The sequence below is a fragment of the Acidimicrobiales bacterium genome (assembly GCA_036491125.1).
Taxonomy (GTDB): Bacteria; Actinomycetota; Acidimicrobiia; order Acidimicrobiales; family AC-9; genus AC-9.
In genome coordinates, this window is record DASXCO010000039.1 from 1 (window position 1) to 22,961 (window position 22,961).

Below are 22,961 nucleotides of genomic sequence, written 5' to 3' on the forward strand. Positions count from 1 at the left end.
GGCGAACTCGGAGGAGCCGAGCACCGTGCGCAACGGGCGCACCTCGATGCCGGGGAGATCCATCGGCAGCATCAGCCAGGTGATCCCGGCCTGCTTCTTCACGTCCGGGTCGGTGCGCACGAGCAGCTCGCCGAAATCGCCGATCTGACCGAACGAGCACCAGATCTTCTGCCCGGTGACGACGTAGCAATCGCCGTCGCGCACGGCCCGGGTGCGCAACGACGCGAGATCCGAGCCCGCGCCCGGCTCCGAGAAGCCCTGGCACCAGACCTCGTCGCCGCGCAGGATCGCCGGCAGATAGCGGGATCGCTGCTCGGGTGTGGCCTCGGCGATGAGCGTGGGACCGGCGTGCAGCAGCCCCACGAAGTTGACCCCCACGTAGGGCGCGTGGGCCCGCTCGGTCTCCTCCAGGAACACCAGGTGCTCGGCCGGGGAAGCACCACGCCCGCCCAGCTCCCTTTGCCAGTTGATGCCGGCGTAGCCGGCATCAAACAGCATCCGCTGCCATGCCGTGTCGTAGGCGCGCCGCCCCGGCCAGTCATCCTGAGCCGGCGGAGGGCCGATCGTGGGCAGCACCCGATCGAGCCATTCCTTGAGCTCGCCCCGGAACTGCTCCTCGCTCTCTGAGTAGCGCAGGTTCACTCGAAGCCCGGAAAGGCCAGCCCCGCGGTCATGCCGCCATCGATGAGGAACTCGGCTCCCGTCGAGTACGAGCTCTCGTCCGAGGCGAGGAAGGTCACCAGCCGGGCCACCTCCTCGGGCTTGCCGATGCGCCCGATCGGCTGGTGCCGGTACCCGGCGTCCTTGTTGGACTGGTCGACCTGGTCGAGGGCGAGCATCGGGGTGTCGATGCCTCCGGGGTGGACCGAGTTCACCCGGATGCTGTATCGACCGAGCTCCAGGGCGGCGGCCTTGGTCATGCCCCGGACGGCGAACTTGCTCGCTGTGTAGGCACACGCCCCGGCCATGCCCTCGAGGCCCTGGGTCGAGGAGATGTTCACGATGGCGCCACCGCCAGCGGCCTTGAGGGCCGGAATGGCGGCCTTCATGCCGAGGAAGCAGCCGAACTGGTTGACCTCGATGACCTGCCGGTACTCCTCGAACGAGGTCCGCTCGATCGAGCCGAACCGGAGGATTCCGGCGTTGTTGACGAGCACGTCGAGCTTCCCGAACCGGTTCGTCGCCGCCTCGACCGCCGTCGCCCAGTCGTCCGGTCTGCTGACGTCGAGATGCACGTAGGCGGAGGCGTCTCCGATCTCGACGGCCAGCTTCTCGCCCACCTCGTCCAGCACGTCGCCGAGCACGACCTTGGCTCCCTCGGCGGCGAAGATCCGGGCCTCGGCCTCGCCCTGGCCCCGGGCCCCCCCGGAGATGAGCGCAACCTTCCCGTCCAGTCTGCCCACGACAGCCCTTCCTCTCTCGGACCAGCCTCGCCGGCCGCGGCCTTCGGCCTTCACGGTCGCTCATTTCCTGACGCAGCGTCAATCCGGGCCCGTGCTCTCCTCAGGTCACGCTGATCGTCCTGTTCAACTCAGGTGCTGGAGCGCCACCGATAGTGTCGGCGGCATGAGCGACGGGCCTCTCGCCGACATCCGGGTCATCGACTGCTCGGGCCTCATCGCCGCGCCCGGCTGCGCCCGGTACCTGGCCGACTTCGGCGCCGATGTGATCAAGGTGGAACGACCCGACGGGGGTGACGCCGCACGCGACCTGGGCTGGCGCGACACCAGGGATGGCGTGTCGCTGTGGTGGAAGCTGGAGGGTCGCAACAAGCGGTGCGTGACCCTCGATCTCAAGTCGGCCGAGGGGCTCGAGGCGCTGCTCGGTCTGTGCGACGACGCCCACGTGCTGGTCGAGAACTTCCGACCCGGCACCCTCGAGCGGCTGGGCATGGGACCAGACGTGCTCCTGGCGCGCAACCCCCGGCTCGTCATCACCCGCATCACCGGCTTCGGACAGGACGGCCCGTACGCCGGCCGTCCGGGCTTCGCCACCCTCGCCGAGGCCATGTCCGGCTTCGCCGCCATCAACGGCGACCCCGACGGCGCGCCGCTGCTGCCTCCGGTCGCCCTCACCGACGAGGTCACGGCGCTGGTCGGCGCCTTCGCGACCATGGTCGCCCTGCACTCAGGCGTCGGTCAGGTGGTCGACGCCAGCCTGCTCGAATCCATGCTCCAGGTCATGGGTCCCCTGCCGGCCGCCTACGCGGTGCTGGGCTACGAGCAGCCCCGCCTGGGGTCGGGCATCCCCTACAGCGTCCCGCGCGGCACCTACCGGTGCGCGGACGGCTCGTGGGTGGCCATCAGCACCTCGTCGGAGCCGGTCGCCCGACGCCTCCTGCACCTGGTCGGACTGGGGGACGATGACGGGCTGCGCACCAACGCCGGCCGGTCGGCGCGCCGCGAGGAGGTCGACCGCGCCGTCGGGGCCTGGATCGGTGCCCGGACCATGGCGGAGGCGCTCGAGTCGCTGAACGACGCCGACGTCGCCGTGGCGCCGGTCATGGGCATGGCCGACATCCTCGGCGATCCCCACGTGGCGGCGCGCCACGCCGTGTGCGACGTCGAGGGCACACCGATGCAAGGCGTCGTCGCCCGCCTCTCGGCCACGCCCGGCCGTATCCGCTGGTCCGGCCGTCCATTGGGGGCCGACAACGAGGAGGTGCTCGGCGAGTCGCCCGGCGGCTAGGCGGTGAGGAACCGGCGCACGCCGAGAGCCGAGCCCCCGGCTCCCACGACCGCCCCCATGAACACCACGAAGATCTCGGTGAGGAAGAGGTCGCGGCCGGACACGACGATCGACTGGAACAGCGTCACGTCGTAGTGCTGCACCGAGTACCGCAGCAGGAAGCTGACGACGGCCACGACGCCCGCCGCCACCACTCCACCCGCCAGCCCTTGGATCACGCCCTCCAGCATGTAGGGCACCCGGATGAACCAGTTGGTGGCGCCCACCAGCTTCATGACCGCCACCTCTCTCCGTCGGGCGAAGATCGCCATCCGGATCGCGTTCAGGATGAGCACGGCGGCGGCGGCCAGCAGGACCACGGCGACGCTGTACAGGACCGCCTGAGCGATCCCCGTGACCCGTAGCAGGGTGTCGACCGACTGCTTGGCGTACACCACGTTCCTGACCCCGGGGTCGGACCTGATCGCGGTCCCGACCTGTTGGACGTGGTTGGCGTCGCGCGCCACCACGCGGAACGAAGGGGGCAGGTCAGCGGCCGTGGCGCTGTTGACGAGGTCGGGCTGGTTGGCGAACATCGTGCGGAACTCGTTCCAGGAACACGTCTGGTCGCAGTAGGTGACCCGCTTCACCTCTTGCAACGACCCCAGCTGCTGCGCCACCGTCTGGGTCTGGTCCACGGGTGTCTGGGGCTGCATGAACACGGCCAGCTGGACCCCGCCCTTCCACCTCGTCGTGGCGGTGGACACCCCCTGCTTGAGCAGCAGCGCGGAGCCGACCAGCGAGAGCGAGACGGCCACGGTGAGCACCGCGGCGATCGTCATCAGGCGGTTGCGCCACAGGTTGGTGCCCGTCTCGCGGGCGACGTAGTCGAGCGACAGGCCCATCAGCGCAACCCCTCGACCCCCGCCGACGTGGGCTCGGCGGACATGGCCACCGCATCGGGTCGCTCCTCGAGCTGCGCGTCGGGCGCCTCGTATGCGCCCTGGTCCTCGTCGCGGACGACGATGCCGCCGTCGAGCTCGATGACGCGGCGCCGCATCGTGTTGACGATGGCGTCGTTGTGGGTCGCCATGAGGACCGTCGTGCCAGTGCGGCTGATGCGGTCGAGCAGCTTCGTCACGACCGCGCCACCGCCCGGGTCGATGTTGCCTGTGGGCTCGTCGGCCAGGAGGATGAGCGGCCGGTTGACGAAGGCCCGGGCGATTGCCACCCGCTGCTGCTCGCCGCCCGACAGCTCGCCCGGCAAGCAGTCCCACTTGTCACCGAGGCCCACCAGGTCCAGGGCCTGGGGCACCTGGGACGCCACGACAGACTTCTGGCGGCCGATGACCTCGAGGGCGAAGGCCACGTTGGCGAACACCGACTTGCTGGGCAGCAGCCGGAAGTCCTGGAACACGCAGCCGATGTTGCGCCGGAGGTAGGGCACCTTCCAGTGACGCAGCCGGCCGATGTTCCACCCGGCCACCCAGATCTGACCGCGGTCCGGAGCCTCCTCGCGAAGGATCAGGCGGATGAACGTCGACTTCCCGGCGCCGGAGGGACCGACGAGGAAGACGAACTCACCCCTCCCGATGTCAACCGAGCAGTCGCGGAGCGCGCAGACGGAGCCCTTGTAAGTTTTGGTGACGTTGTCCAGTCGGATCATGAATGTCCACGGAGCAGCGCCCTCCCGCGCCGAACTGCGCCGGCGATCTGCGTTCCGGGGACGATAGCACCCCATACGGGGCGGTCCGCCAATCGGCAGACGGGCCTAGCCGTCTCCCTGGGCTCGCCGCCAGCGGAGGAAGGACTCCATGAACCCGTCGAGGTCGCCATCGAGCACGGCGTCGACGTTTCCGGTCTCCTCGTTGGTCCTTAGGTCCTTCACCAGCTGGTACGGCGCCAGCACGTATGACCGGATCTGGTTGCCCCAGGCCACGTCGGTCTGCGGTCCCGAGATGGCGTCGAGCTCCGCCTGGCGCTCCTCGCGCTGGCGATCGGCCAACTTGGCGCCGAGGATCTGGAGCGCCTTGGCCTTGTTCTGGTGCTGGCTGCGCTCGTTCTGGACAGAGACGACGATGCCGGTCGGGAGATGAGTGATGCGCACGGCCGAGTCGGTGACGTTGACATGCTGGCCGCCGGCGCCCGACGACCTGTAGGTGTCCACCCGCAGGTCCTTCTCGTCGATCTCGACCACGGCCGAGACGTCGTCGAGGAACGGTGTGGCGTCGAGGGACGCGAAACTGGTCTGACGCCGCTTCTGGGCGTCGAACGGTGACATGCGAACCAGACGGTGCACGCCCCGTTCGGCCGCCAGCAACCCGTAGGCGTACCGGCCCCGGACGATGAACGTGGCCGACAGAATGCCGGCCTCCTGGCCGGGTGACACCTCGTCGACCTCGACCGAGAAGCCGCGGCGCTCGGCCCAGCGCAGGTACATGCGCAGCATCATCTCGGCCCAGTCCTGGGCGTCGGTGCCGCCCGCCCCGGCGTGGATCTCCGCCACTGCGTCCCGGTCGTCGTGCTCGCCGGAGAACAGCGAGCGCAGCTCGAGGGAGTCCAGCTGCCGTCCCAGATCGGCCACCGCCTCGGCCAGCTCCACCTCGACCGACTCGTCGCCCTCCTCCACGGCCAGCTCGTAGAGGGTCTCGGTGTCAGCCAGCCGGGCGTCGAGCCCCGTCAGCAGCTCGACGTCCCCGCTCACCCGGCCGTAGGCCGTGGTGGCGACCCGCGCCGCGTCGGCATCGTCCCAAAGGTCGGGGCGACCCACTTCCGCCTCCAGCTCGGAGAGGCGAGTCCGGAGCCCAGGCAGGTCCAGGTAGGTCTTGGCCTCCTCGAGACGCTTGCGCAGGGCGGCCAGATCGTCAGCGAAGTCGCGCACCGGCTACTCCGAGCCGCCGGGCGCGTGACCCCGGCTTCAGCGGCCGTGGCACAGCTTGTATTTCTTGTTGCTCCCACACCAGCAGGGGTCGTTGCGCCCGATCTTGTCGCGATCGGACTTGACGGTGGGAGCCTGGGCGGCGAGAGCTTCGGACGCTGCCGCGCCAGCTGCGACCTGCTCGGGGGCTGCGGCCGCCGGGTCTGGCAGCTGGGCCAGCGCCGCCTGGGCCTGCTCCTGGGCCTGTTGGGCCTGCTGGGCAGCCATGGCGATGCTCGCCGGCCCCTGGACCGGGTCGTCGGCGGCGAGGTAGCTCGCCTGTCCCAGATCGGGCTCGGCCGCCTGCTCGGTGAGGACCTCCACGTGCAGCACGTAGCGCAGATAGTCGTCGTCGATGGCGTCCATGAGCTGACCGAACATGCTGAAGCCCTCGCGCTGCCAGGCCACCAGCGGGTCCTGCTGGCCCATGGCCCGCAGGTTGATGCCCTCGCGCAGGTAGTCCATCTCGGCCAGGTGCTCCCGCCAGCGCTGATCGATGATCTGGAGCATGATCTCTCGCTCGAGGGAACGGGCCACCTCCGGCCCTCCGGGGATGGTCGTCTCCCGCTCGGCGTAGTAATCGGCGGCCTCGGCCCGGATGCTCTCGTAGAGCTGGTCGGAGGTCTCGGCGTGTCGGAGGTCCTCCTCGGTGAACTTCGTGGGGTAGTACTGACCGACCTCGGCGATGAGAGCGGCGATGTCCCAGTCCTCGGCGTAGCCCTCGCAGGTCGCCATGACCACCGAGTCCAGCGCCTCGTCCAGCAGCTCCTCGGTCCGCTCCCGCAGGTCTTCGCCGTCGAGCACCTGCATCCGGCGCTGGTAGATGACCTTGCGCTGCTCGTTCATGACCTCGTCGTACTTGAGCACGTCCTTGCGGATCTCGGCGTTGCGGGCCTCGACCGTATTCTGCGCCCGCTCGATGGCGCGGGTGACCATCTTGGCCTCGATGGGAACGTCCTCAGGGAGGGCCTTGGCCATCACCCAGTTCATGGCCCCAGTGGCGAAGAGCCGCATGAGCTCGTCCTCGAGCGACAGGAAGAACCGGCTCTCCCCCGGATCCCCCTGACGGCCGGACCGCCCCCGGAGCTGATTGTCGATGCGGCGGCTCTCGTGGCGCTCGCTGCCAAGCACGTACAGCCCCCCGAGGGCACGGATCTGGTCGCCCTCGGCCTTGCACTGCAGTTCGAACTTGGCCCGCAGATCGGCCCGAGCGGCGCGACCCTCGTCGCTGTCCGGGTCGAGCCCCTGGGCCAGGACCTCCTGGGCCGCCAGGCCGTCGGGATTGCCCCCCAACAGGATGTCGACACCGCGGCCGGCCATGTTCGTGGCCACCGTGATGGCCTGGAGCCGCCCCGCCTGGACGACGATCTGCGCTTCCCGGGCGTGCTGCTTGGCGTTCAGCACGTTGTGCGGAATGCCCCGGATGTCGAGGAGCCGGGAGAGCACCTCGGACTTGGCGACCGACGCCGTGCCGACCAGCACGGGCTGGCCGCGGTCGTGGCGTTCGATCAGATCCTCCACGACCGCCTCGAACTTGGCCTGCTCGCTCTTGTAGACCAGGTCAGGGTGGTCGGCCCGGACCATAGGCAGGTTGGTCGGGATCGGCACCACGGGCAGGTCGTAGGTGTTGGCGAACTCCGACGCCTCGGTCTCCGCCGTGCCGGTCATACCGGCGAGCTTCTCGTAGAGTCGGAAGTAGTTCTGCAGCGTCACCGTCGCCCAGGTGTGGTTCTCCTCCTTGATGCGAACCCGCTCCTTGGCCTCGACGGCCTGGTGCAGCCCGTCGGACCACCGCCGCCCCTCCAGGATCCGGCCGGTGAACTCGTCGACGATCTTCGCTTCGCCACCGGCCACGATGTAGTCCTTGTCCCGGTGGTAGAGCTCCTTGGCCCGCAGCGCCTGCTGGAGCTGATGGACGTAGTTCACCGACACCAGGTCGTAGAGGTTGCCCACTCCAATCTGGGACTCGACCTTCTCGATGCCCTCCTCGGTGGGGAAGACCGTTCGCTTCTCCTCGTCGACCTCGTAGTCGACGTCGCGCTTGAGCGTCCGCACGACCCCCGCGAACTGGTAGTACAGCCGGGCCGACTCGGCCGCCGGACCGCTGATGATGAGGGGCGTCCGAGCCTCGTCGATGAGGATCGAGTCGACTTCGTCGACGATGGCGTAGGCATGGCCGCGCTGCGCCATCGCATCGCGCGACCTGGCCATGTTGTCGCGCAGGTAGTCGAAACCGAACTCGGTGTTGGTGCCATAGGTGACGTCGGCGGCATAGGCCTCACGCTTGGCCTCGGCGTCCTCCACTTCCGGGACGACGAGCCCGACCTTCAGCCCCAGGAAGCGGTGGATCTGGCCCATCCACTCGGCGTCGCGGGCAGCCAGGTAGTCGTTGACGGTGACTACGTGGACGCCCTTGCCAGTGAGGCCGTTGAGGTAGACGGGCAGGGTCGACACGAGCGTCTTGCCCTCGCCGGTCTTCATCTCGGCGATCCATCCGAAGTGGAGGGCCATCCCGCCCATCAGCTGGACGTCGAAGTGTCGCTGGCCGATGACCCGTCGCGCCGCTTCCCGTACGACGGCGAAGGCCTCCACCAACAGGTCGTCGAGACCCTCCCCCTGGTCCAGGCGCTCCCTGAACTCGACCGTCCGGTGGCGCAGGGCGGCGTCGTCCAGCGCCTCGACCTCGGGCTCGAGGTCGTTGATCATCGGCACGATCTCCTGGAGGCGGCGGAGCTTCTTCCCCTCGCCCGCGCGCAGCATCTTGGTGAGGACGCTCATCGTCACCCCAGTGTACTGAGGGTCCTGGCCCCTACCCCGCCGCCACGGGGCCCGATTTCGACCGGACGTGAACCGAAAGAAGTCCCTCGCCTGCGCCCGCCTGTGGGCAGGATGGACCGGCGCCCTCCGGCGCTCAGCGGTCCTCGGCCTCGATCAGGCGCTCGCGCACGGCGTAGATGACCGCCTGCATGCGGGAGTGGAGGTGGAGCTTGTCGAGGATGTTGTGGACGTGGTTCTTGACCGTGTTCTCGGAGATGTACAGCGAATCGGCGATGTCCCTGTTGCTCATCCCCCGGGCGACCAGCTTGAGCACCTCCAGCTCCCGCCCCGTCAGCTCCGGCGGGGGGACCTGGGGCCGCTCCTCGGCCCGCCTAACCAGGGAGTTGAACTCGGTCAGCAGCTTGGAGGCCATCGAGGGTGAGATGAGGCTCTGGCCCTGGACCACGGCCCGGATGGCATCGGCCACCTCCTCGACCGAGATCTCCTTGAGCAGGTACCCGTTCGCCCCCGCCTTGACCGCCTCGTAGAGATCCTCCTCCTCGTCGCTCACCGTGAGCATCAGGATCCTCGCCGACGGGGTCACGGTGCGGATGGTGCGCGCCGCCTCGATGCCGTTCACCTGAGGCATCCGTACGTCCATCAACACCACGTCGGGGGCCAGCTCCTCGGCCTTGGCGATCGCCTCGGCCCCGTCCTCGGCCTCACCCACGACCTCGATCCCACCCTCGGTGCCCAGCACCACGTACAAGCCTCGGCGGAACAGTGCCTGGTCATCCGCGATCAGCACGCGGATGACCTGCCCGTCTTGTCCCGAGATCTGGTTGTCGACCAAGAGTTCCCCCGTGTCAGGTGTCAGGTGTCAGGTGGTGTCGATTAGTCCGATTTGACTGTCCTTCCGCCGGTATACCACCGCGGCACGGCCCGTTTCAGCATTCGTGAACAGGAAGAACCCCCGGCCGAGGAGGTCGAGCTCGAGGACGGCCTCCTCAGGGGTCATGGGCTTGGCATCGGATTGGACCGTCCGGATGATGCGCGGTGTCTCGTCCTCGGCATCCTCGTCGTCGTCGGCGATCACGGCCGCCACGGCATCGGGACCGGGCGCTCCACCGGCGTGCCGGCGGGGGTGGGACCGTCCGATCAGGCGCCCCTTCAGCTTCTCCAGCCGGTGCTCGAGCTTGTCGACGACCCGGTCGACGGCCGCGAACGTGTCGCTCGCCGCAGCCCTCGCCCGCACGATGTGGCCGTGGCCCACCACGGTCACCTCGCACACCTCCTTGTCAGCGATGCGCGGATTGCGCTCCTCGAGGAAGCGAACCTCGGCCCGCTCCATCGAGTCGAGGTAGCGCCCCAGCCGGGTGACCTTCTCCTCCACGGTCGCACGCAGCAGCTCCGACACCTCGACGTTCCGGCCCTGGATCGAGATGTCCACAGTGCAATCCTCCTGTTTCAGCGAACGGGCCGCGAGCGGCTGACCTGGTCTTTGACCCCACACTCGCCTGCCGAGAGGGTGGCGGGCCCGGCGTTGGCGGCCGGTAGGCCCCACAACGCACCCTGGCGCCCGCGTCGCCTCTTCGCCGCCGGTGCCGACGGTCGGCACATCGGCGGGCAGGACTTACTCCTAAGCCGCACCATGCTCAGCAACCACGGGTTGCCTTACGTGGGTCGTTTCGCCTACGGCTGGCCTCGACTTGCAACCACAGACCCGCACGCAGCCCATACGAGAGTGTAGGACGTGCTGACGGAATTCGGCCTAGTCAGTAGGTGCCAGTCGTCCAGCAAGCTCCGTCCGGCCCCGGGGCGGGCCGGTGCTGGGCCTGCGTCCGGCCTCCCCGGCCGGTGCTGTGCCTGCCTCCGGCCTCCAGGGCCGGTGCTACTCCCGGCCCCGGCCTCCCGGGCTGCTCTCGAGACGGCTCTTTATCTCGGTAAGGACCGGGACCGGCCCCGGGTCGAGCCCCTCCTGGGCGGCCAGGTGCAGCGAGACGAAGTCACCGAAGATGACCAGGTCCAGAAGCTGGGCCAGGCGCCCCTCCCCCTCGGCCTCCACCTCCTCGATCCCCGCCACGACCTCCCGGACGATGTCGTCCACCAGCCCGAAGCGGGCGGCGATCCGGGGGTGCTCATCCCGGTGGCGGAGGTTCACGAGGGTCACAAGCTGGCGGGTGATGTCCCCGTGCTGTCCCCATCCGGCCACCTCGTTGTGGCACAGCTCCGGTTGGCTGGCGGCGAACGCCGGAGCCTTGGCGTTCTCGTTGACGTCCGCCTTCCAGCGCCAGGCGGCGACGGCGCCGATGCCGGCTGCGCCGTAGACGAGCGGGATCGTGCGCCCGATGCGACGGGCGAGTGCCGCCGCCGGGCTCGCCGCCCCAACCAGCTGGTCGCGGCGCCGCTGCAGCTGGCCCACCGCCTGGTCGACCCATCGCCGGCCGTCCGGAAGCAGGCCCAGGTCCTCGGCCACGGCGAGCAGCGGGACCGTCATGGCCCCCACGGCGGCACGCGGCTGGGGAATGGTGTCGGGCACCGGCAGCAGCGGTGCCCCCCAGTCGTCGGCCAGCTTGGCCAGCTCGCCGCCGCTGGTCACGACGATCACGCTCGCTCCCCGCGATCTCGCGGCCCGGGCGGCCTCGATCGTCTCCTCGGTGTCACCCGAGAACGAGACGGCGAAGACCAACGACGCCGGGCCGACGAAGCCCGGGGGGCAGTAGGACTTCACGACCGAGACGGGCACAGCCAGGTCGGGGCCGGCCGTCGCCTGGAAAACGTCGCCCGCGATGCCGCTGCCCCCCATGCCCAGCACGACCACGTTGGCGATCGACCCGCGGGGCGGGAGCCCGGCCAGGTGCTCGACGGCCTCGGCGGCAGCGGCGACCTGTTCGGGGAGCTGGGCGGCGGCATCCCACATCCCCAGCGTGTCGACCACCTGCCCGCTCACGCCGGTGCGCCGCCCGAAGGGCTCTTCCCCGGATCGAAGGTCGGCGTGATGCCCTCCGCCTCGGCCTTGGCCAGCAGGCGACCGTGCTCGGCATCGTCGACGGTCTCGGCCTCGTCGATCAACATGATGGGAATGTCGTCCCGGATCGCGTAGCGCCGATGGAGGCGCGGGTTGTAGAGGCTGTCCTCGTCGGCGAAGTACAGCAGTGGTCCCTTGTCCTCGGGACAGGCCAGGATCTCGAGCAGCAGGGGGTCGAGTGCCACCTCAGCTCTCCCTTCGTGGGGTAGGACCGGCACCGGCCGTGTCCCCGGCGGCGCGGTCGATGAGTGAGAGGACCTCCGCCAGATGGACATCGCGCTCGGCCGGCGAGGGGGCCTCGAGGTTCAGACGGAGGAGAGGCTCGGTGTTGGAGGGACGGACGTTGAACCACCAATCGCCCCAGTCGACGGTCAACCCGTCGGTGCGGTCGAGAGCCGCGCCGCTCACCGAGTCGAGCTCGGCGGCGATCGACTCGACGACCCGCGGCGGGTCGGGGACCTTGGTGTTGATCTCGCCCGAGTCGGCGTAGCGCTCGAACGGCCGGCGCAGCTCGGACAGCGGCTTGCCCGCCTTGGACAGCAGCTCGAGCACGATCACGGCGGCGATGAGCCCGGAGTCGGCGCGGTAGTTGTCGCGGAAGTAGTAGTGCCCGGAGTGCTCCCCCCCGAACACCGCTCCCGTCTCGGCCATCACGGCCTTGATGAAGGAGTGGCCCACCCGGGTGCGGACGGGCACTCCCCCGTTCTCCCTGATGATCTCCGGTACCGCCTTGGAGCAGATGAGGTTGTACAGGATCGTGGCGCCCGGATGCTTCTCGAGCATCGCCTTGGCCACCAGCGCCGTCGTGAGAGACCCCGACAGGGGCTGGGCCTTCTCGTCGACGAGGAATACCCGATCGGCGTCACCGTCGAAGGCCAGTCCCACGTCCGCGCCCGTCTCCAGCACGCGCCGGTTGAGGTCGGCGAGGTTCTCGAGCTGGATGGGATCAGCGGGGTGGTTCGGAAAGTTGCCGTCGAGCTCGGGGTAGAGGATCTCGAGCTGGACGGGCAGCGGGGCCATCACGTGGGGCACGACGAGCCCGCCCATGCCGTTGGCCGTGTCCGCCACCACCCGCAGCGGCGTCAGGGCGTCGACGTCCACGAACGAGCGGACGTGGATCGCGTACTCGTCGACCAGGTCCTCGTGGTCGACCTGACCCCGTGCGGTTTCCCCGTTCCCCGTCATGGCGCCGGCCAGCGCCTTGATCTCGCTCAACCCGGTGTCCTGGCCGATCGGGCTCGCTCCGGCCCGGCACATCTTGATGCCGTTGTATCGGGCCGGGTTGTGCGAGGCCGTGAACATGGCTCCCGGTACGTCGAGCCGGCCCGAGGCGAAGTACAGCAGGTCCGTGGATGCCAGACCGAGGTCGGTCACCGACGCTCCCTCGGACGCGGCCCCGGCGATGAAGGCCTCGCTGAGCGGCACGCCCGACTCCCGCATGTCGCGCGCCACCACGACTCGCGCCGCCCCCGTGAACCGGGCGAACCCCGACCCCACGGCGCGGCAGACCTCGGCATCGAGCTGGTCCGGCACGCTGCCGCGCACGTCGTAGGCCTTGAAGATGGGGTCGAGCGGGAGCATCAGCCCTGCGAGCCTACTTCGCTTCCTCTACGACCTCGGAGGCCGGCGGGGAGTCGTCGTGGCGGTCGTCGGGCTCGTCGTCGGGCCCCATGGCAGCGGCGAGAGGGCGCCGATCCGGTTGAGGGCCGTTTCCAGTTCCCGCGCCTCCCCGTCGTCTTGGTCTCCGTCACCCTGCGTGGCGCCCGGGCGCCCGATCCGACGACCGCGCCGCGGCCCCCGCGCGACGTACGGGCGCGCGCCCATCCACACGACGGCGATCAACCCGAGCGCGGTCACGGCCCACCCCAACCCGTCCACAGGCGTCCAGCCGTAATGCAGCGACACGTGGCGGCTGGTCGGGATGACCACCATGAGGTTGGGCGCGACGCGCCACGGACCCTTCGCCCCGGTCGCCTGCCAGTTCGGGAAGTACGACGTCTTCACCAGCACCGGCGATCCGGGCCGGTCGACGTCGAAGCTGATCCGGTCGTCACTGGTCTTGATCCCGCTGACCTGCGCCGGGGTCACCGTCTGCTGCGGCGGGTTGGGGTCGGCGCCGGGGACCCGCGTCCACTCGGCCGGCCCGCTGGCGGCCAGCATCACGTTCCATCGGCTGGGGTCGTCGTACCAAGAGACGGCCGCGTCCAGCCATGACTTGCCACCCTTGGCCACTCCGGTCATGACCACGGGTTGCTCCGTGAGAGGGCTCACCTCGGCCGCACCCTGCACCAGGTAGATGTTCCAGGTGCGCTGGATCACGGTGGCGCCCGAGGTGACCGGCCATGGCCCGCTGGTGGCGATGAGGCGGAGGTCGGGGTCGGCCGCTGCCTGGGCCTGAGCCTGGGGCGAGAAGGCCATGTAGTAGCGGACCCCGAGCAGCTGGAGGTGCCGCACGCCGGCGGCGACGTCGAGCGACTCGTAGGGAAGGTTGCGCATGGCCTCCGACGGCGTCAGCGACAGCTCCGCCTGGTTGATGAAGTGGTACGGCGTGCTGGCGGCCGACTCGAAGAACAGCCCCTCCATGGACTGGATGCAGTCGTTGGTCCAGTACGGCAGCAGCATCAGGGCCATGGGCGTGCCCAGCTGGTCGAGGTCGGGCCCGTACTCCCACATGGCGCGACCGCAGCCCTGTTGTCGACCGAGCCTCGCCATGGTGTCGATGAGCGCGTGGTACTGCGGGTAGGCGGGCTTTCCCTCGTAGCCGGTGTAGTTCCAGCGCACCCAGTCGGGCACGAAGCTGGCCGGCGGTTTGACGGGCGACCACGAGGGCAGGTTCACGAGGGGAGCAGCCACGAAGCCGGCTGCCGCGACCAGGGCAAGGACCGGCGTGAGGAACCCGACCAGGCCGTCGGTCGTGATGCCCGTCCCCGATGCAGGGGCCGCCACGTAGCCACCGTTCGCCGCCGTCGAGAGCCACCTCTGCTCACGCCTGGCGCGCCACAGCTCCCCCGCCAGAGTCCCCAGCTCGGCGACCGCCACCCCGGCCAGGAGATAGAGGCACAGGACCCAGAAGGGCAGGAGGCGGGCGTTGTAGAGCCGGCCCTGAGGAGCGAGCACGAATCCCGCCGCTGACAGCACCGCCATGACGGAGAGGAACATCCCGATCCGTCGGCGGCGCAAGAGGGAGAAGGCGACGCCGATGATCGCGAGCACGAGCACCCAGCGCTGGCCCGACGGGAACAGGTTGTGGGCGTAGTTGGTGACCTTCTCCCAACCCATGTCCGTCGTGTACGGGAGACGAAAGAGGAACGGGATGGACCAGAACCCGGTGATGGCCAGTCCCGCCGCCACGGCGCTGACGATCCATTTGATTCGTCGGCGGTCCGCGCCCATCAGCAACAGGACGGCCGCACCCACGAGCACGAAGAAGGTCGGGATCATGTGGCAGAGCGCAGTGAGGGCCAGCAAGCCGGCGGCGAGGGCCCGGTGCTTGCCGGTGCGCAGGCCGCGCGCGACCACGCCGAGGAACACCAGCCCCAGTGACAAGCTGATCGAGAAGGCGAACTCCCCGGCCAGTGTCGAGGCGATGTTGCCGCCGTAGATCGTGAAGCTGCGATCGAAGAGGAACGGCAGCGTGGCCACTCCCAGCAAAGCCGGCCCGGGACGGGCCATCCCGGACAATCGACCGAAGGCCCACGCCGCCACGGGCAGGGTCAGGAGGCCGAGGACCGTGACCAGCTTGAAGGCGATGTTGTACGGCAGGACGAGGTTGAAGGCGAGGACGATGATGCTCGGCAGCGGGAAGTAGAAGGTGAGGGCCGGATAGCCGCCATACCAGTCGGGGCTCCAGCCCGTGAGCCGACCGTGCGGCAGCAGGTGGTCGCGTAGGAACGCCGGCACCGCGACGTGGGAGCCGGTGTCGCCGCCCGAGGTCGTCGTGTTGAGCAGCAACAGGGACGGGTGCAGCTGCCAGAGGACAAAGGCGACGGCGCCGCCGACGGCGACGAACGCTCCCAGAGCGGCGGCGGAAGGGCGACGCATCTTCGCCCTATGTTGCCCGACGGGCCCCCGGGGCACTGAACGGGGGGGCTCCATTGCTGGCGGCTTCGCCGCCCCGGACGGGTCCCCATCCCCGTCCTCCTCCGAGCGGCGGGGACCCCAACCCCGCCGCCGGCCGTTCGCTGCCGGTCTGGGGAGTGGGACCCCTATCGGGAGAACGCCAGCACCAGCACGGTGACGGCGTTGAACGTGGCGTGGGCGACGATGCCCGGTCCCAGGCGCCGCCACCGCTCGGCCAGCACGCCGAGGACGACGCCGAAGGCGGTGAGGCCCAACAGCTGCAGCACCTCCAGATGGGCCAGGCCGAACGCCACGGCCGAGATGAGCACGGCGATCGTCGGGCATGCCCGACGCCCCAGCGACGCCAGCACCTTGGTCTTCTCCAGGGAGCGCAGCAGGAGACCTCGGAAGAACAGCTCCTCGACGAGGGGGGCGCCGAGGACCACGAAGATCCCCAGCACGACCAGACCGCCACCGCCCGCACCGCCGGTGAGGTGCTGCGCCGGCTGGCCGAGCTGCTGATCGAGATGGGGCACCAGCACCCGCACGGGGATGTACAGCACCGGCAGCAGGATCAGCTGGGAGCCCAACCCGACGGCCACCCCGAGGGGCACGTCAGGCCAGACCTTGAGCCGGAGCCCGAAGTCGACCGCCAGCTGCTTGGTGCCCTTCAGCCGGCTGGCGAGCACGGGCGCCCCGGCCAGACCGACCCAGAGGCCCACCAACGAGAAGACGGTGGCCCCGACCGTCGAGGTCGACGAGCTCGTCGTCCGCTCGCCCGTCGCGCTGACCCAGATCACCACGGCGAGGCTGGAGGTGATCACCCCGACGACGAAGCCGAGCAACGCGTCGCCGAGCCCCCACCGACCCTGGATCGGCGGCACCGGTCGCCCGGACGTGTTCGGCGGCGGCGAGGACTGCCCGACCCATCCGACCGGCGGGGGCGGACGTCCATCGCCAGCTCCACCCGGCCGTCCCGGCCGTCCACCGGGTGGTGGGATCTCCCAACCCGAGCCGGGCGATCCCGACGGCTCGGAGACGTCCATGTCACGAGACGTTACCGCCGCGAGCTCGACAGGTGTGCTCCTGGGCTTCGGTATCCCGTCCGGACCTCTAGCATGGGGGCATGAGTCGCCAACCTCCGGATCCCCGGCCGGAGCGTCCCTCGGGTGGTCCGGGCCGTCCCGGCGCCGGTGGGTCGCGCGGGCCCGACCAGAGCTGGCGGTGGGCGGTCATCGTCCTGCTCGGCCTGGTGGTGGCGGCCCTGGTCATCCCGCCATTCTTCTCCCACAGCCCCAGCCAGCAGCTGAGCTACACCCAGTACATCACCGACGTGAACGCCAGTCAGGTCTCCACGGCGACGATCGACAACAGCAACGGCCACATCAACGGCAAGCTGACCAACGGCTCCGACTACACGGTCAACGGCCCCTCGCCTCCCATCCAGAACGACGTCACGACCATGCGGACGAAGGGGGTGAAGCTGAGCTTCAACACCCCGACGCAGAGCATCTTCTCCTCTGTGCTCATCTACCTCTTGCCAATTGTTCTGATCATCGGGTTCTTCATATGGATGAACCGACGCGCTCAGGGGCAGATGTCAGGGATCATGTCGATCGGCCGTTCCAAGGCGAAGCTGTACACGACCGAGAGGCCGCGCACGACTTTCGGTGACGTGGCCGGCTATACCGGCGTCAAACAGGAGATCAGCGAGGTCGTCGACTTCCTGAAGAAGCCAGCCCGGTTCAAGGACATCGGGGCCCGCATCCCGAAGGGCGTGCTGCTCGTCGGCCCGCCCGGCACCGGCAAGACCCTGCTGGCACGGGCCGTCGCCGGCGAGGCCGGGGTGCCGTTCATGTCGGTGAGCGGCTCGGACTTCATGGAGATGTTCGTGGGCGTCGGCGCCAGCCGGGTCCGGGACCTCTTCCAGACGGCGCGCAAGCAGGCGCCGGCCATCGTGTTCGTCGACGAGATCGACTCGATCGGCCGCAAGCGGGGCGCCGGTCTGGGCGGCGGCCACGACGAGCGCGAGCAGACGCTCAACCAGATGCTCAACGAGATGGACGGCTTCGACACGACCGAGGGCATCGTCATGATGGCCGCCACCAACCGGCCCGACATCCTCGACCCCGCGCTGCTCCGTCCGGGCCGTTTCGACCGCCAGATCGTCGTCCCCCTGCCCGACCTCGAGGAGCGCCTCCCCATCCTCAAGGTCCACTGCAAGGACAAGCGACTTGCTCCGGACGTCGACCTCGAGCTCGTCGCCCGTGGCACCCCAGGCATGAGCGGGGCCGACCTGGCCAACCTCGTCAACGAGGCCGCCCTCCATGCCGTGCGCCGGGGTAGCGACTCAGTCGCCATGCAGGACTTCGAGTCGGCTCGAGACCGGGTCATGATGGGCCAGCGGCGCGATTCGCTGGTGCTCACCGACCACGAGAAGGAGCGGGTCGCCTACCACGAGGGTGGCCACGCCGTGCTCGCCTATGCGCTGACCCATGCCGACCCGGTGCACAAGGTGACGATCCTCCCGACGGGCATGGCTCTCGGCGTGACCCAGCAGCTGCCGATGGAGGAGCGCCACATCTACCCCCGCGAGTACATCGAGGACTCGCTGGCGGTGCGGATGGGTGGACGGGTCGCCGAGCTGCTCATCTACGGCGGTCTGTCCACGGGCGCCAACAACGACCTCGTCGGCAACACCGAGCTGGCCCGCAAGATGGTCCGGGAATGGGGCATGAGCGATCGTGTCGGCCCCATGGCCTGGGGGTCCCAAGGGATGGTCTTCCTCGGCGAGGACCTCATGCACTCCCGCGACTACTCGGAGGACACGAGCCGGGTCATCGACGAGGAGGTCAAGCGCATCCTCCGGGAGCAGGAGGAGCGGGCGACGCAATACCTGAGCCGCCACAAGGAGGGTCTCAAGCTGGTGGCCGCGTCGCTCCTCGAGAAGGAGACCATCGACGGCCAGGAGGTGGCGATGCTGGTTGACACCGCCTATGGCCGCCCCGTCCACGTCGACGGCTCGACGGCCAGCGTCCCCCACTTCGCCTCGAGCTCCGACGACGGCCCGCCGCCGAACGGGCGCCCGGAGCTGCGACCGAGGTCCACCCCTCCCGGCGATCCCGCCCCTACCGCGGCGCCGGGAGACGGCGCTGACCCTGAGGGGCTGGCCGACAACACGGGCAGGCCCCACCCGCCCGGCGACGGGGATGGCGACGGAGCGCCGCTGACCGCTGAGTGGCCGGGCGACCGGGGCCGGTAGCACCTCGATTGGGCGCGACTGGGGTGGCCGGAAGCGTGGACCCGTTGGCGAAGCTGGCAAAAGATGCCGCCTACGTCGCCGTTGGCTTCGGGGTGCTCGGCTTCCAGCGGGCTCAGGTCCGTCGGCGGGAGGTCCTCAAGCGACTGGACGATCAACGGGGCCGGATCGAGGAGTTCCTGAACGACAGCTATCGCCAGGCCGGAGAGGTGGGAGGGCAGCTGCTCGGTCGGTCCCGGGGGGGTTGAAGCGCTCGCCGCTCCATGACGGGCCCGGCAGCGCGGCCCCTATGATGTCGATCCCATGGACCGGGTGAGTCTGGGGAACGCCATCGCCGGCCGGTTGCAATCCGAGATCGCCACCGCGCAGGCCGAGTTCGACCAGCCTGGACAGGTGCCCACCTCCATTCTCGACAATGTCCTGGAGCCGAGCACTTGCAGCGCTGTTCATGCCGCCTTTCCCGACCCCGCCACCATGATGGAGCGGCGCACAATTCGCGAGCGTAAGTACGTTGCCGCCCAGATGGATCGGTACGACCCTCTGCTCGAGGAGGCGGTGTACGCCTTCCAGCAACCGCGCGTCGTCGAGGCGCTGAGCCAGATCACCGGCATCCGCGACCTCGTACCCGACGAGCGTCTTTACGCTGGCGGGGTCAGCCTGATGGGGCGGGACAACTTTCTCAACCCTCACATCGACAACTCCCACAACGACGATCGCACCGGGTACCGAGTGCTCAACCTCCTCTACTACGTCACCCCTGACTGGGAGGAGAGCTACGGCGGCAGCCTCCAGCTGTGGGACCGCGGCCTGCGCCAACCAAGCCGGACGATCGAGAGCCGCTTCAACCGTCTGGTCGTGATGGGGACCACCCCGAGGTCGTGGCACTCCGTAACGCCGATCGTTCACGACGGCAGCCGGTGCTGCGTCTCCAATTACTACTTCGCGCCCCGGCCGCTGGCGTCCGGCACCGGGTACGCCGGCCAGGAGTACTTCCACGTAACGAAGTTTCGCGGCTTCCCGGAAGAGCGACTCAAGGATGTGGTCCTGCGAGGGGACGCCACGCTGCGCACGGCTGTGCGCAAAGTCCGCAGGCAGGGACTGGTCGCCACCCGGCACATCTATCGGAACCAGTGACGGTCTGATCAGCCCCGTCTCAGGCGGCCCGCCAATGGTCGAGCACCGCCCGCAGCGTCGCGTCGAGGGGGATCTCGGGCCGCCAGCCGGTGGCCGACCGAAGGAGGGTTGAGTCTCCGCGCAGGACGGGCACGTCGGCGGGACGCTCGAGACTCGGATCGGCGATGAGGTCGAGGTGTGACCCGGCGATCGCCAGGAGGCGATGGGCGACGTCCTCGATGGGCACGTCGATGCCGGAGCACACGTTGTAGACCGCGCCCGCTTCGCCCCGCAGGATCAACAGCCGGTAGGCCCGAACCACGTCCCGTACGTCGGTGAAATCGCGTCGAGGCCGCAGGTTGCCGACACGCAGCTCCTTCCCCCCGGCCCGCTCGGCCTCCACGATCCGCTTGGCCAGGGCGGAGACGGCGAACGACGGCGCCTGTCCCGGACCAACGTGGTTGAACGAACGTGCCCGGATGACGGGCAGACCGTGGCCCAGGTGCGCCTGGACCCCCAGAAACTCGGCGGCCACCTTGCTGGCGGCGTAGGGCGAGACGGGCAGGAGTGACGAGCCCTCGGTCAGCGGGAGGTATTCGGGCTTCACCGCCCCGTAGACCTCGGCCGAGCTCGTCAGCAGCACCCGCGGGGGGGACGGACAGCGTCGGGCCGCCTCCAGCAGGTTGAGCGTCCCGCCGGCATTGACACGGAAGACCTCCTGCGGCTCGCCCCACGACTGGCCCACGTGGGTGAAGGCGGCCAAGTGGTACACGGCGTCCGGGGCGGCGTCCACGAGGGCACGGCGGAGGCCGTCGACGTCGCCGATGTCGAGCCCCGGGACGGCGACGTCGACCTCATCCCCCGACTCCCGGAGATGGGCCTGGAGCCAGGTCCCGACGAAACCTTGGCCACCCGTGACGAACGCTCGCACGACGGCTCACGCTAGTCGGGCTCGCCGGAACCCTTTCGGTTGGCGATCGCCGCTCGATAGGCACCGAGATGTCCGACGGCGCTGGCCGACCAGGTGTGCCGGGCGGCCACCGCCAGTCCGCGCGTCCGGCGGGCCGGCAGTCCGTCGTCCCGCCGGACGAGCAGATCGAGGGCGCCGGCCAGCCCGTCCACATCACCCGGCGCGACGAGCACAGCAGCCCCTTCCACGACCTCCTGCATGGCGGAGCCCGTGGTCGTGACCAGTGGGGTCCCGCACGCCAGCGCCTCGAGGGCCGGGAGCCCGAAGCCCTCCTCCAGAGAGGGATAGGCGGCGGCGGCGGCCTGCCGCAGCAGGGCCGCGACCACGGTGTCGGCGACGTAGCCGGCGCGCACGATTCGGTCGTCGTGGCGAGCCTCGGCGATCGCCCGCTCGACCTTCACCGCTCCCCAACCGGCTCCGCCCGCCAGCACCAGGCTGAGTCCGGGGTGGGAGGTGCAGATGCGGTCGAAGGCGCGCACGAGGGTGGGGACATCTTTGCGGGGCTCGAGGGTGCCCACGAAGGCCACGTACGGGCCCTTGATACCGAGGTCCGCAAGCGCGGCAGCGTCCGCGCCTGGCTCGGGCTCGTCGGGGCGGAAGCGCTCGTGGTCTATGCCGTGGGGCACGATATGGACCGGCCCCGACGGCGGACAGATCTCCCTCAGACGCTCGGCCGTGCTGGCGCTCACGCACACCAGCGCCTCGGCGTGACGAGCGGCCACGCGGATGGCTCGGCGGAAGATCGGCACCAAGGTGCGGCGATGCCACTCGGGATGGTCGAAGAAGGTCAGGTCGTGGATGGTCACGACTCGCGGCAGCGACGTCGCCTCGGGCATCGTGTAGTGAGGTCCGTGATGGACATCGACGGGAAGCCGGCGCAGGCGTCGAGGCAACCCGGTCTGCTCCCACGCCAGGCGCAGCGGTCGGGGAGTGGGGGCCACAGCCTCGAGGGAGGCGCCCGGAGCCAGCGCCCCCCAGCGTTCGGCATCCTCCGACCTGGACAGCAGTGTCAGCTCGACATCCGGTCGATCGACCAGGGCGGCGGCCAATCCCAGCGTGTACCGGCCCGCCCCGGCGGGCTCGGCCGGCACGGCGCTGACGTCGAGGCTGAGGCGCAAGCGATCGCTCACAGCAGCTGCTCCCACAGGGCCACGTGACGGCGGGCGGTGGACTCCCACGTGAGCTTCTCCACTCGCGCTCGGCCACCGGCGACGAGCCCGTCGCGGGCGGGGCCGTCGACAGAGGCGCGCACCAGCCCCTCGGCGATGGCCTCCACGCTCAGGGGATCCACCTCGAGGGCCGCACCCTGGGTGCTGGGCATCGGACTGGCGACGACCGGAGCACCGGCCGCCATGGCCTCGACAGCGGGGAGACCGTAGCCCTCGTGGAGGGGGACGTAGGCCAGGCACCGACACCCGGCATAGAGGCCGGCGAGGACGGCCGCCGACACCGCTCCTGCCTGCACCACGCCTGGGCCTGGGCGAAGGTCCTCCCCCCACCCTTTCGGGCCGGCGACGACGAGCGGCCATGGCTCGGGCAAGCGGGACCGGGCCTGGTCATAGGCCTGGACCAGGCGGTCGAGATTCTTTCTGGGCTCGTTGGTGCCCACACACAGAAGGTATGGGGAGTCGACGCCAACGCGGCGCAGGAGATCGCCAGCGGCGCTGAAATCGCCAGGAGGCAGGTGGTCGACGCCCTCCTCGAACACCGCGACCCGGTCGGACGGCGCTCCGGCGTCCTGGAGGGCCGTCGCGGTCTCTGGTGAGGGCGCAAGCAGGAGACGAGCTCGCCGCAGGGCGCGTCGCAGCGCAGCCTCGTGCCAACGCCGGCCCCGCGCAGGGAACGCGTCGGGCACCTGTCGCCAGGCCAGGTCGTGCACAGTCGCCACGGCCGGCACCCGGCTGCGCGGGACGGCGAGCGAAACGGCGTGGACCAGATCGAACCCGTCCGGCGCGCTGACGACCCCGAGGTCCCAGGCCCGGGTGAGCATCGGCCCCGGGAGCGACGAGGCCACGACCGGCAACCCGAGCGAGGCGAGTGGATCGACGCCCGCGCCGGGCCGGCTGGCCAGGAGGGCGACGTCGGGAGCGGGGTTCATGCGCTCCAGGCCCTGCAGCAGACCACGGGCGTAGGTGCCGATGCCGCCGGGGGCCCTCCGGCGCAGCTGCTCGACGACGATCAGCACCCTCAC

20 protein-coding genes are annotated in these 22,961 nt (G+C 69.8%); 4 read left to right on the forward strand and 16 right to left on the reverse strand.

The window, feature by feature from the left end:
• Both VGF64_03060 and VGF64_03065 read right to left on the reverse strand, forming a co-directional pair.
• Nucleotides 1–642: acyl-CoA dehydrogenase family protein (locus tag VGF64_03060; GenBank protein ID HEY1633712.1), on the reverse strand; the 642-nt coding region annotated here is incomplete at its 3' end.
• A complete protein-coding gene (locus tag VGF64_03065) occupies nt 639–1,403 on the reverse strand; it encodes a glucose 1-dehydrogenase (GenBank protein HEY1633713.1) in 765 nt (254 codons plus the stop codon). The genes VGF64_03065 and VGF64_03060, both read right to left, overlap by 4 nt.
• A gap of 163 nt (nt 1,404–1,566) precedes the next feature.
• Between VGF64_03065 and VGF64_03070 the strand changes: the two genes are divergently transcribed.
• Nucleotides 1,567–2,688: a CoA transferase gene (locus VGF64_03070; GenBank protein HEY1633714.1), complete on the forward strand. Its 1,122-nt coding sequence runs from the start codon at nt 1,567–1,569 to the stop codon at nt 2,686–2,688.
• Here the strand turns inward: VGF64_03070 and VGF64_03075 are convergent.
• The 11 genes from VGF64_03075 to VGF64_03125 form a co-directional block, all read right to left on the reverse strand.
• Nucleotides 2,685–3,572 carry a permease-like cell division protein FtsX gene (locus tag VGF64_03075; protein HEY1633715.1) on the reverse strand — a complete coding sequence of 296 codons (888 nt, stop codon included), beginning with the start codon at nt 3,570–3,572 and terminating at the stop codon, nt 2,685–2,687. The two genes, VGF64_03070 and VGF64_03075, sit on opposite strands and share 4 nt — an antisense overlap.
• Entirely contained in the window at nt 3,572–4,333 is a 762-nt protein-coding gene (gene ftsE / locus VGF64_03080) for a cell division ATP-binding protein FtsE (GenBank protein HEY1633716.1), read from the reverse strand. The genes VGF64_03075 and ftsE overlap by 1 nt, the downstream gene beginning before the upstream one ends.
• Nucleotides 4,334–4,438: 105 nt before the next feature.
• Nucleotides 4,439–5,548, reverse strand: a complete 1,110-nt coding sequence (prfB, locus tag VGF64_03085) for a peptide chain release factor 2 (GenBank protein ID HEY1633717.1) — start codon at nt 5,546–5,548, stop codon at nt 4,439–4,441.
• Nucleotides 5,549–5,584: 36 nt separating this feature from the next.
• Entirely contained in the window at nt 5,585–8,362 is a 2,778-nt protein-coding gene (secA, locus tag VGF64_03090) for a preprotein translocase subunit SecA (protein HEY1633718.1), read from the reverse strand.
• 133 nt (nt 8,363–8,495) lie between these two features.
• Nucleotides 8,496–9,194 carry a response regulator transcription factor gene (locus VGF64_03095; protein HEY1633719.1) on the reverse strand — a complete coding sequence of 233 codons (699 nt, stop codon included), beginning with the start codon at nt 9,192–9,194 and terminating at the stop codon, nt 8,496–8,498.
• Nucleotides 9,195–9,221: 27 nt separating this feature from the next.
• Nucleotides 9,222–9,791, reverse strand: a complete 570-nt coding sequence (raiA, locus tag VGF64_03100) for a ribosome-associated translation inhibitor RaiA (protein ID HEY1633720.1) — start codon at nt 9,789–9,791, stop codon at nt 9,222–9,224.
• Between the two features lie 441 nt (nt 9,792–10,232).
• On the reverse strand, nt 10,233–11,291 hold the full coding sequence (locus tag VGF64_03105) for an SIS domain-containing protein (protein ID HEY1633721.1): 1,059 nt from the start codon (nt 11,289–11,291) through the stop codon (nt 10,233–10,235).
• Complete coding sequence (locus VGF64_03110; protein ID HEY1633722.1) at nt 11,288–11,554, reverse strand: Trm112 family protein; 267 nt, start codon at nt 11,552–11,554, stop codon at nt 11,288–11,290. The genes VGF64_03105 and VGF64_03110 overlap by 4 nt, the downstream gene beginning before the upstream one ends.
• Nucleotide 11,555: 1 nt before the next feature.
• The gene (manB, locus tag VGF64_03115; protein ID HEY1633723.1) at nt 11,556–12,950 is read right to left on the reverse strand and encodes a phosphomannomutase/phosphoglucomutase; all 1,395 of its coding nucleotides are present in this window, start codon (nt 12,948–12,950) and stop codon (nt 11,556–11,558) included.
• Between the two features lie 27 nt (nt 12,951–12,977).
• Complete coding sequence (locus tag VGF64_03120; protein HEY1633724.1) at nt 12,978–15,410, reverse strand: 6-pyruvoyl-tetrahydropterin synthase-related protein; 2,433 nt, start codon at nt 15,408–15,410, stop codon at nt 12,978–12,980.
• A 164-nt stretch (nt 15,411–15,574) separates the two neighbouring features.
• Nucleotides 15,575–16,474: a CPBP family intramembrane glutamic endopeptidase gene (locus VGF64_03125; GenBank protein HEY1633725.1), complete on the reverse strand. Its 900-nt coding sequence runs from the start codon at nt 16,472–16,474 to the stop codon at nt 15,575–15,577.
• A gap of 80 nt (nt 16,475–16,554) precedes the next feature.
• Between VGF64_03125 and ftsH the strand changes: the two genes are divergently transcribed.
• Genes ftsH through VGF64_03140 form a run of 3 tightly spaced genes read left to right on the forward strand, consistent with a single transcriptional unit; the run spans nt 16,555 to nt 19,821 of the window.
• On the forward strand, nt 16,555–18,690 hold the full coding sequence (gene ftsH / locus VGF64_03130; GenBank protein HEY1633726.1) for an ATP-dependent zinc metalloprotease FtsH: 2,136 nt from the start codon (nt 16,555–16,557) through the stop codon (nt 18,688–18,690).
• A gap of 35 nt (nt 18,691–18,725) precedes the next feature.
• A complete protein-coding gene (locus tag VGF64_03135) occupies nt 18,726–18,935 on the forward strand; it encodes a hypothetical protein (protein HEY1633727.1) in 210 nt (69 codons plus the stop codon).
• Between the two features lie 55 nt (nt 18,936–18,990).
• Nucleotides 18,991–19,821, forward strand: a complete 831-nt coding sequence (locus tag VGF64_03140; GenBank protein ID HEY1633728.1) for a 2OG-Fe(II) oxygenase — start codon at nt 18,991–18,993, stop codon at nt 19,819–19,821.
• Between the two features lie 19 nt (nt 19,822–19,840).
• Here the strand turns inward: VGF64_03140 and VGF64_03145 are convergent, their stop codons facing one another.
• From VGF64_03145 to VGF64_03155, 3 genes are read right to left on the reverse strand one after another with little or no spacing between them, the layout of a single operon-like run.
• Entirely contained in the window at nt 19,841–20,731 is an 891-nt protein-coding gene (locus tag VGF64_03145; GenBank protein HEY1633729.1) for a GDP-mannose 4,6-dehydratase, read from the reverse strand.
• Nucleotides 20,732–20,742: 11 nt separating this feature from the next.
• A complete protein-coding gene (locus VGF64_03150) occupies nt 20,743–21,900 on the reverse strand; it encodes a glycosyltransferase family 1 protein (GenBank protein HEY1633730.1) in 1,158 nt (385 codons plus the stop codon).
• Nucleotides 21,897–22,961 carry a glycosyltransferase family 1 protein gene (locus VGF64_03155; protein ID HEY1633731.1) on the reverse strand — a complete coding sequence of 355 codons (1,065 nt, stop codon included), beginning with the start codon at nt 22,959–22,961 and terminating at the stop codon, nt 21,897–21,899. The genes VGF64_03150 and VGF64_03155 overlap by 4 nt, the downstream gene beginning before the upstream one ends.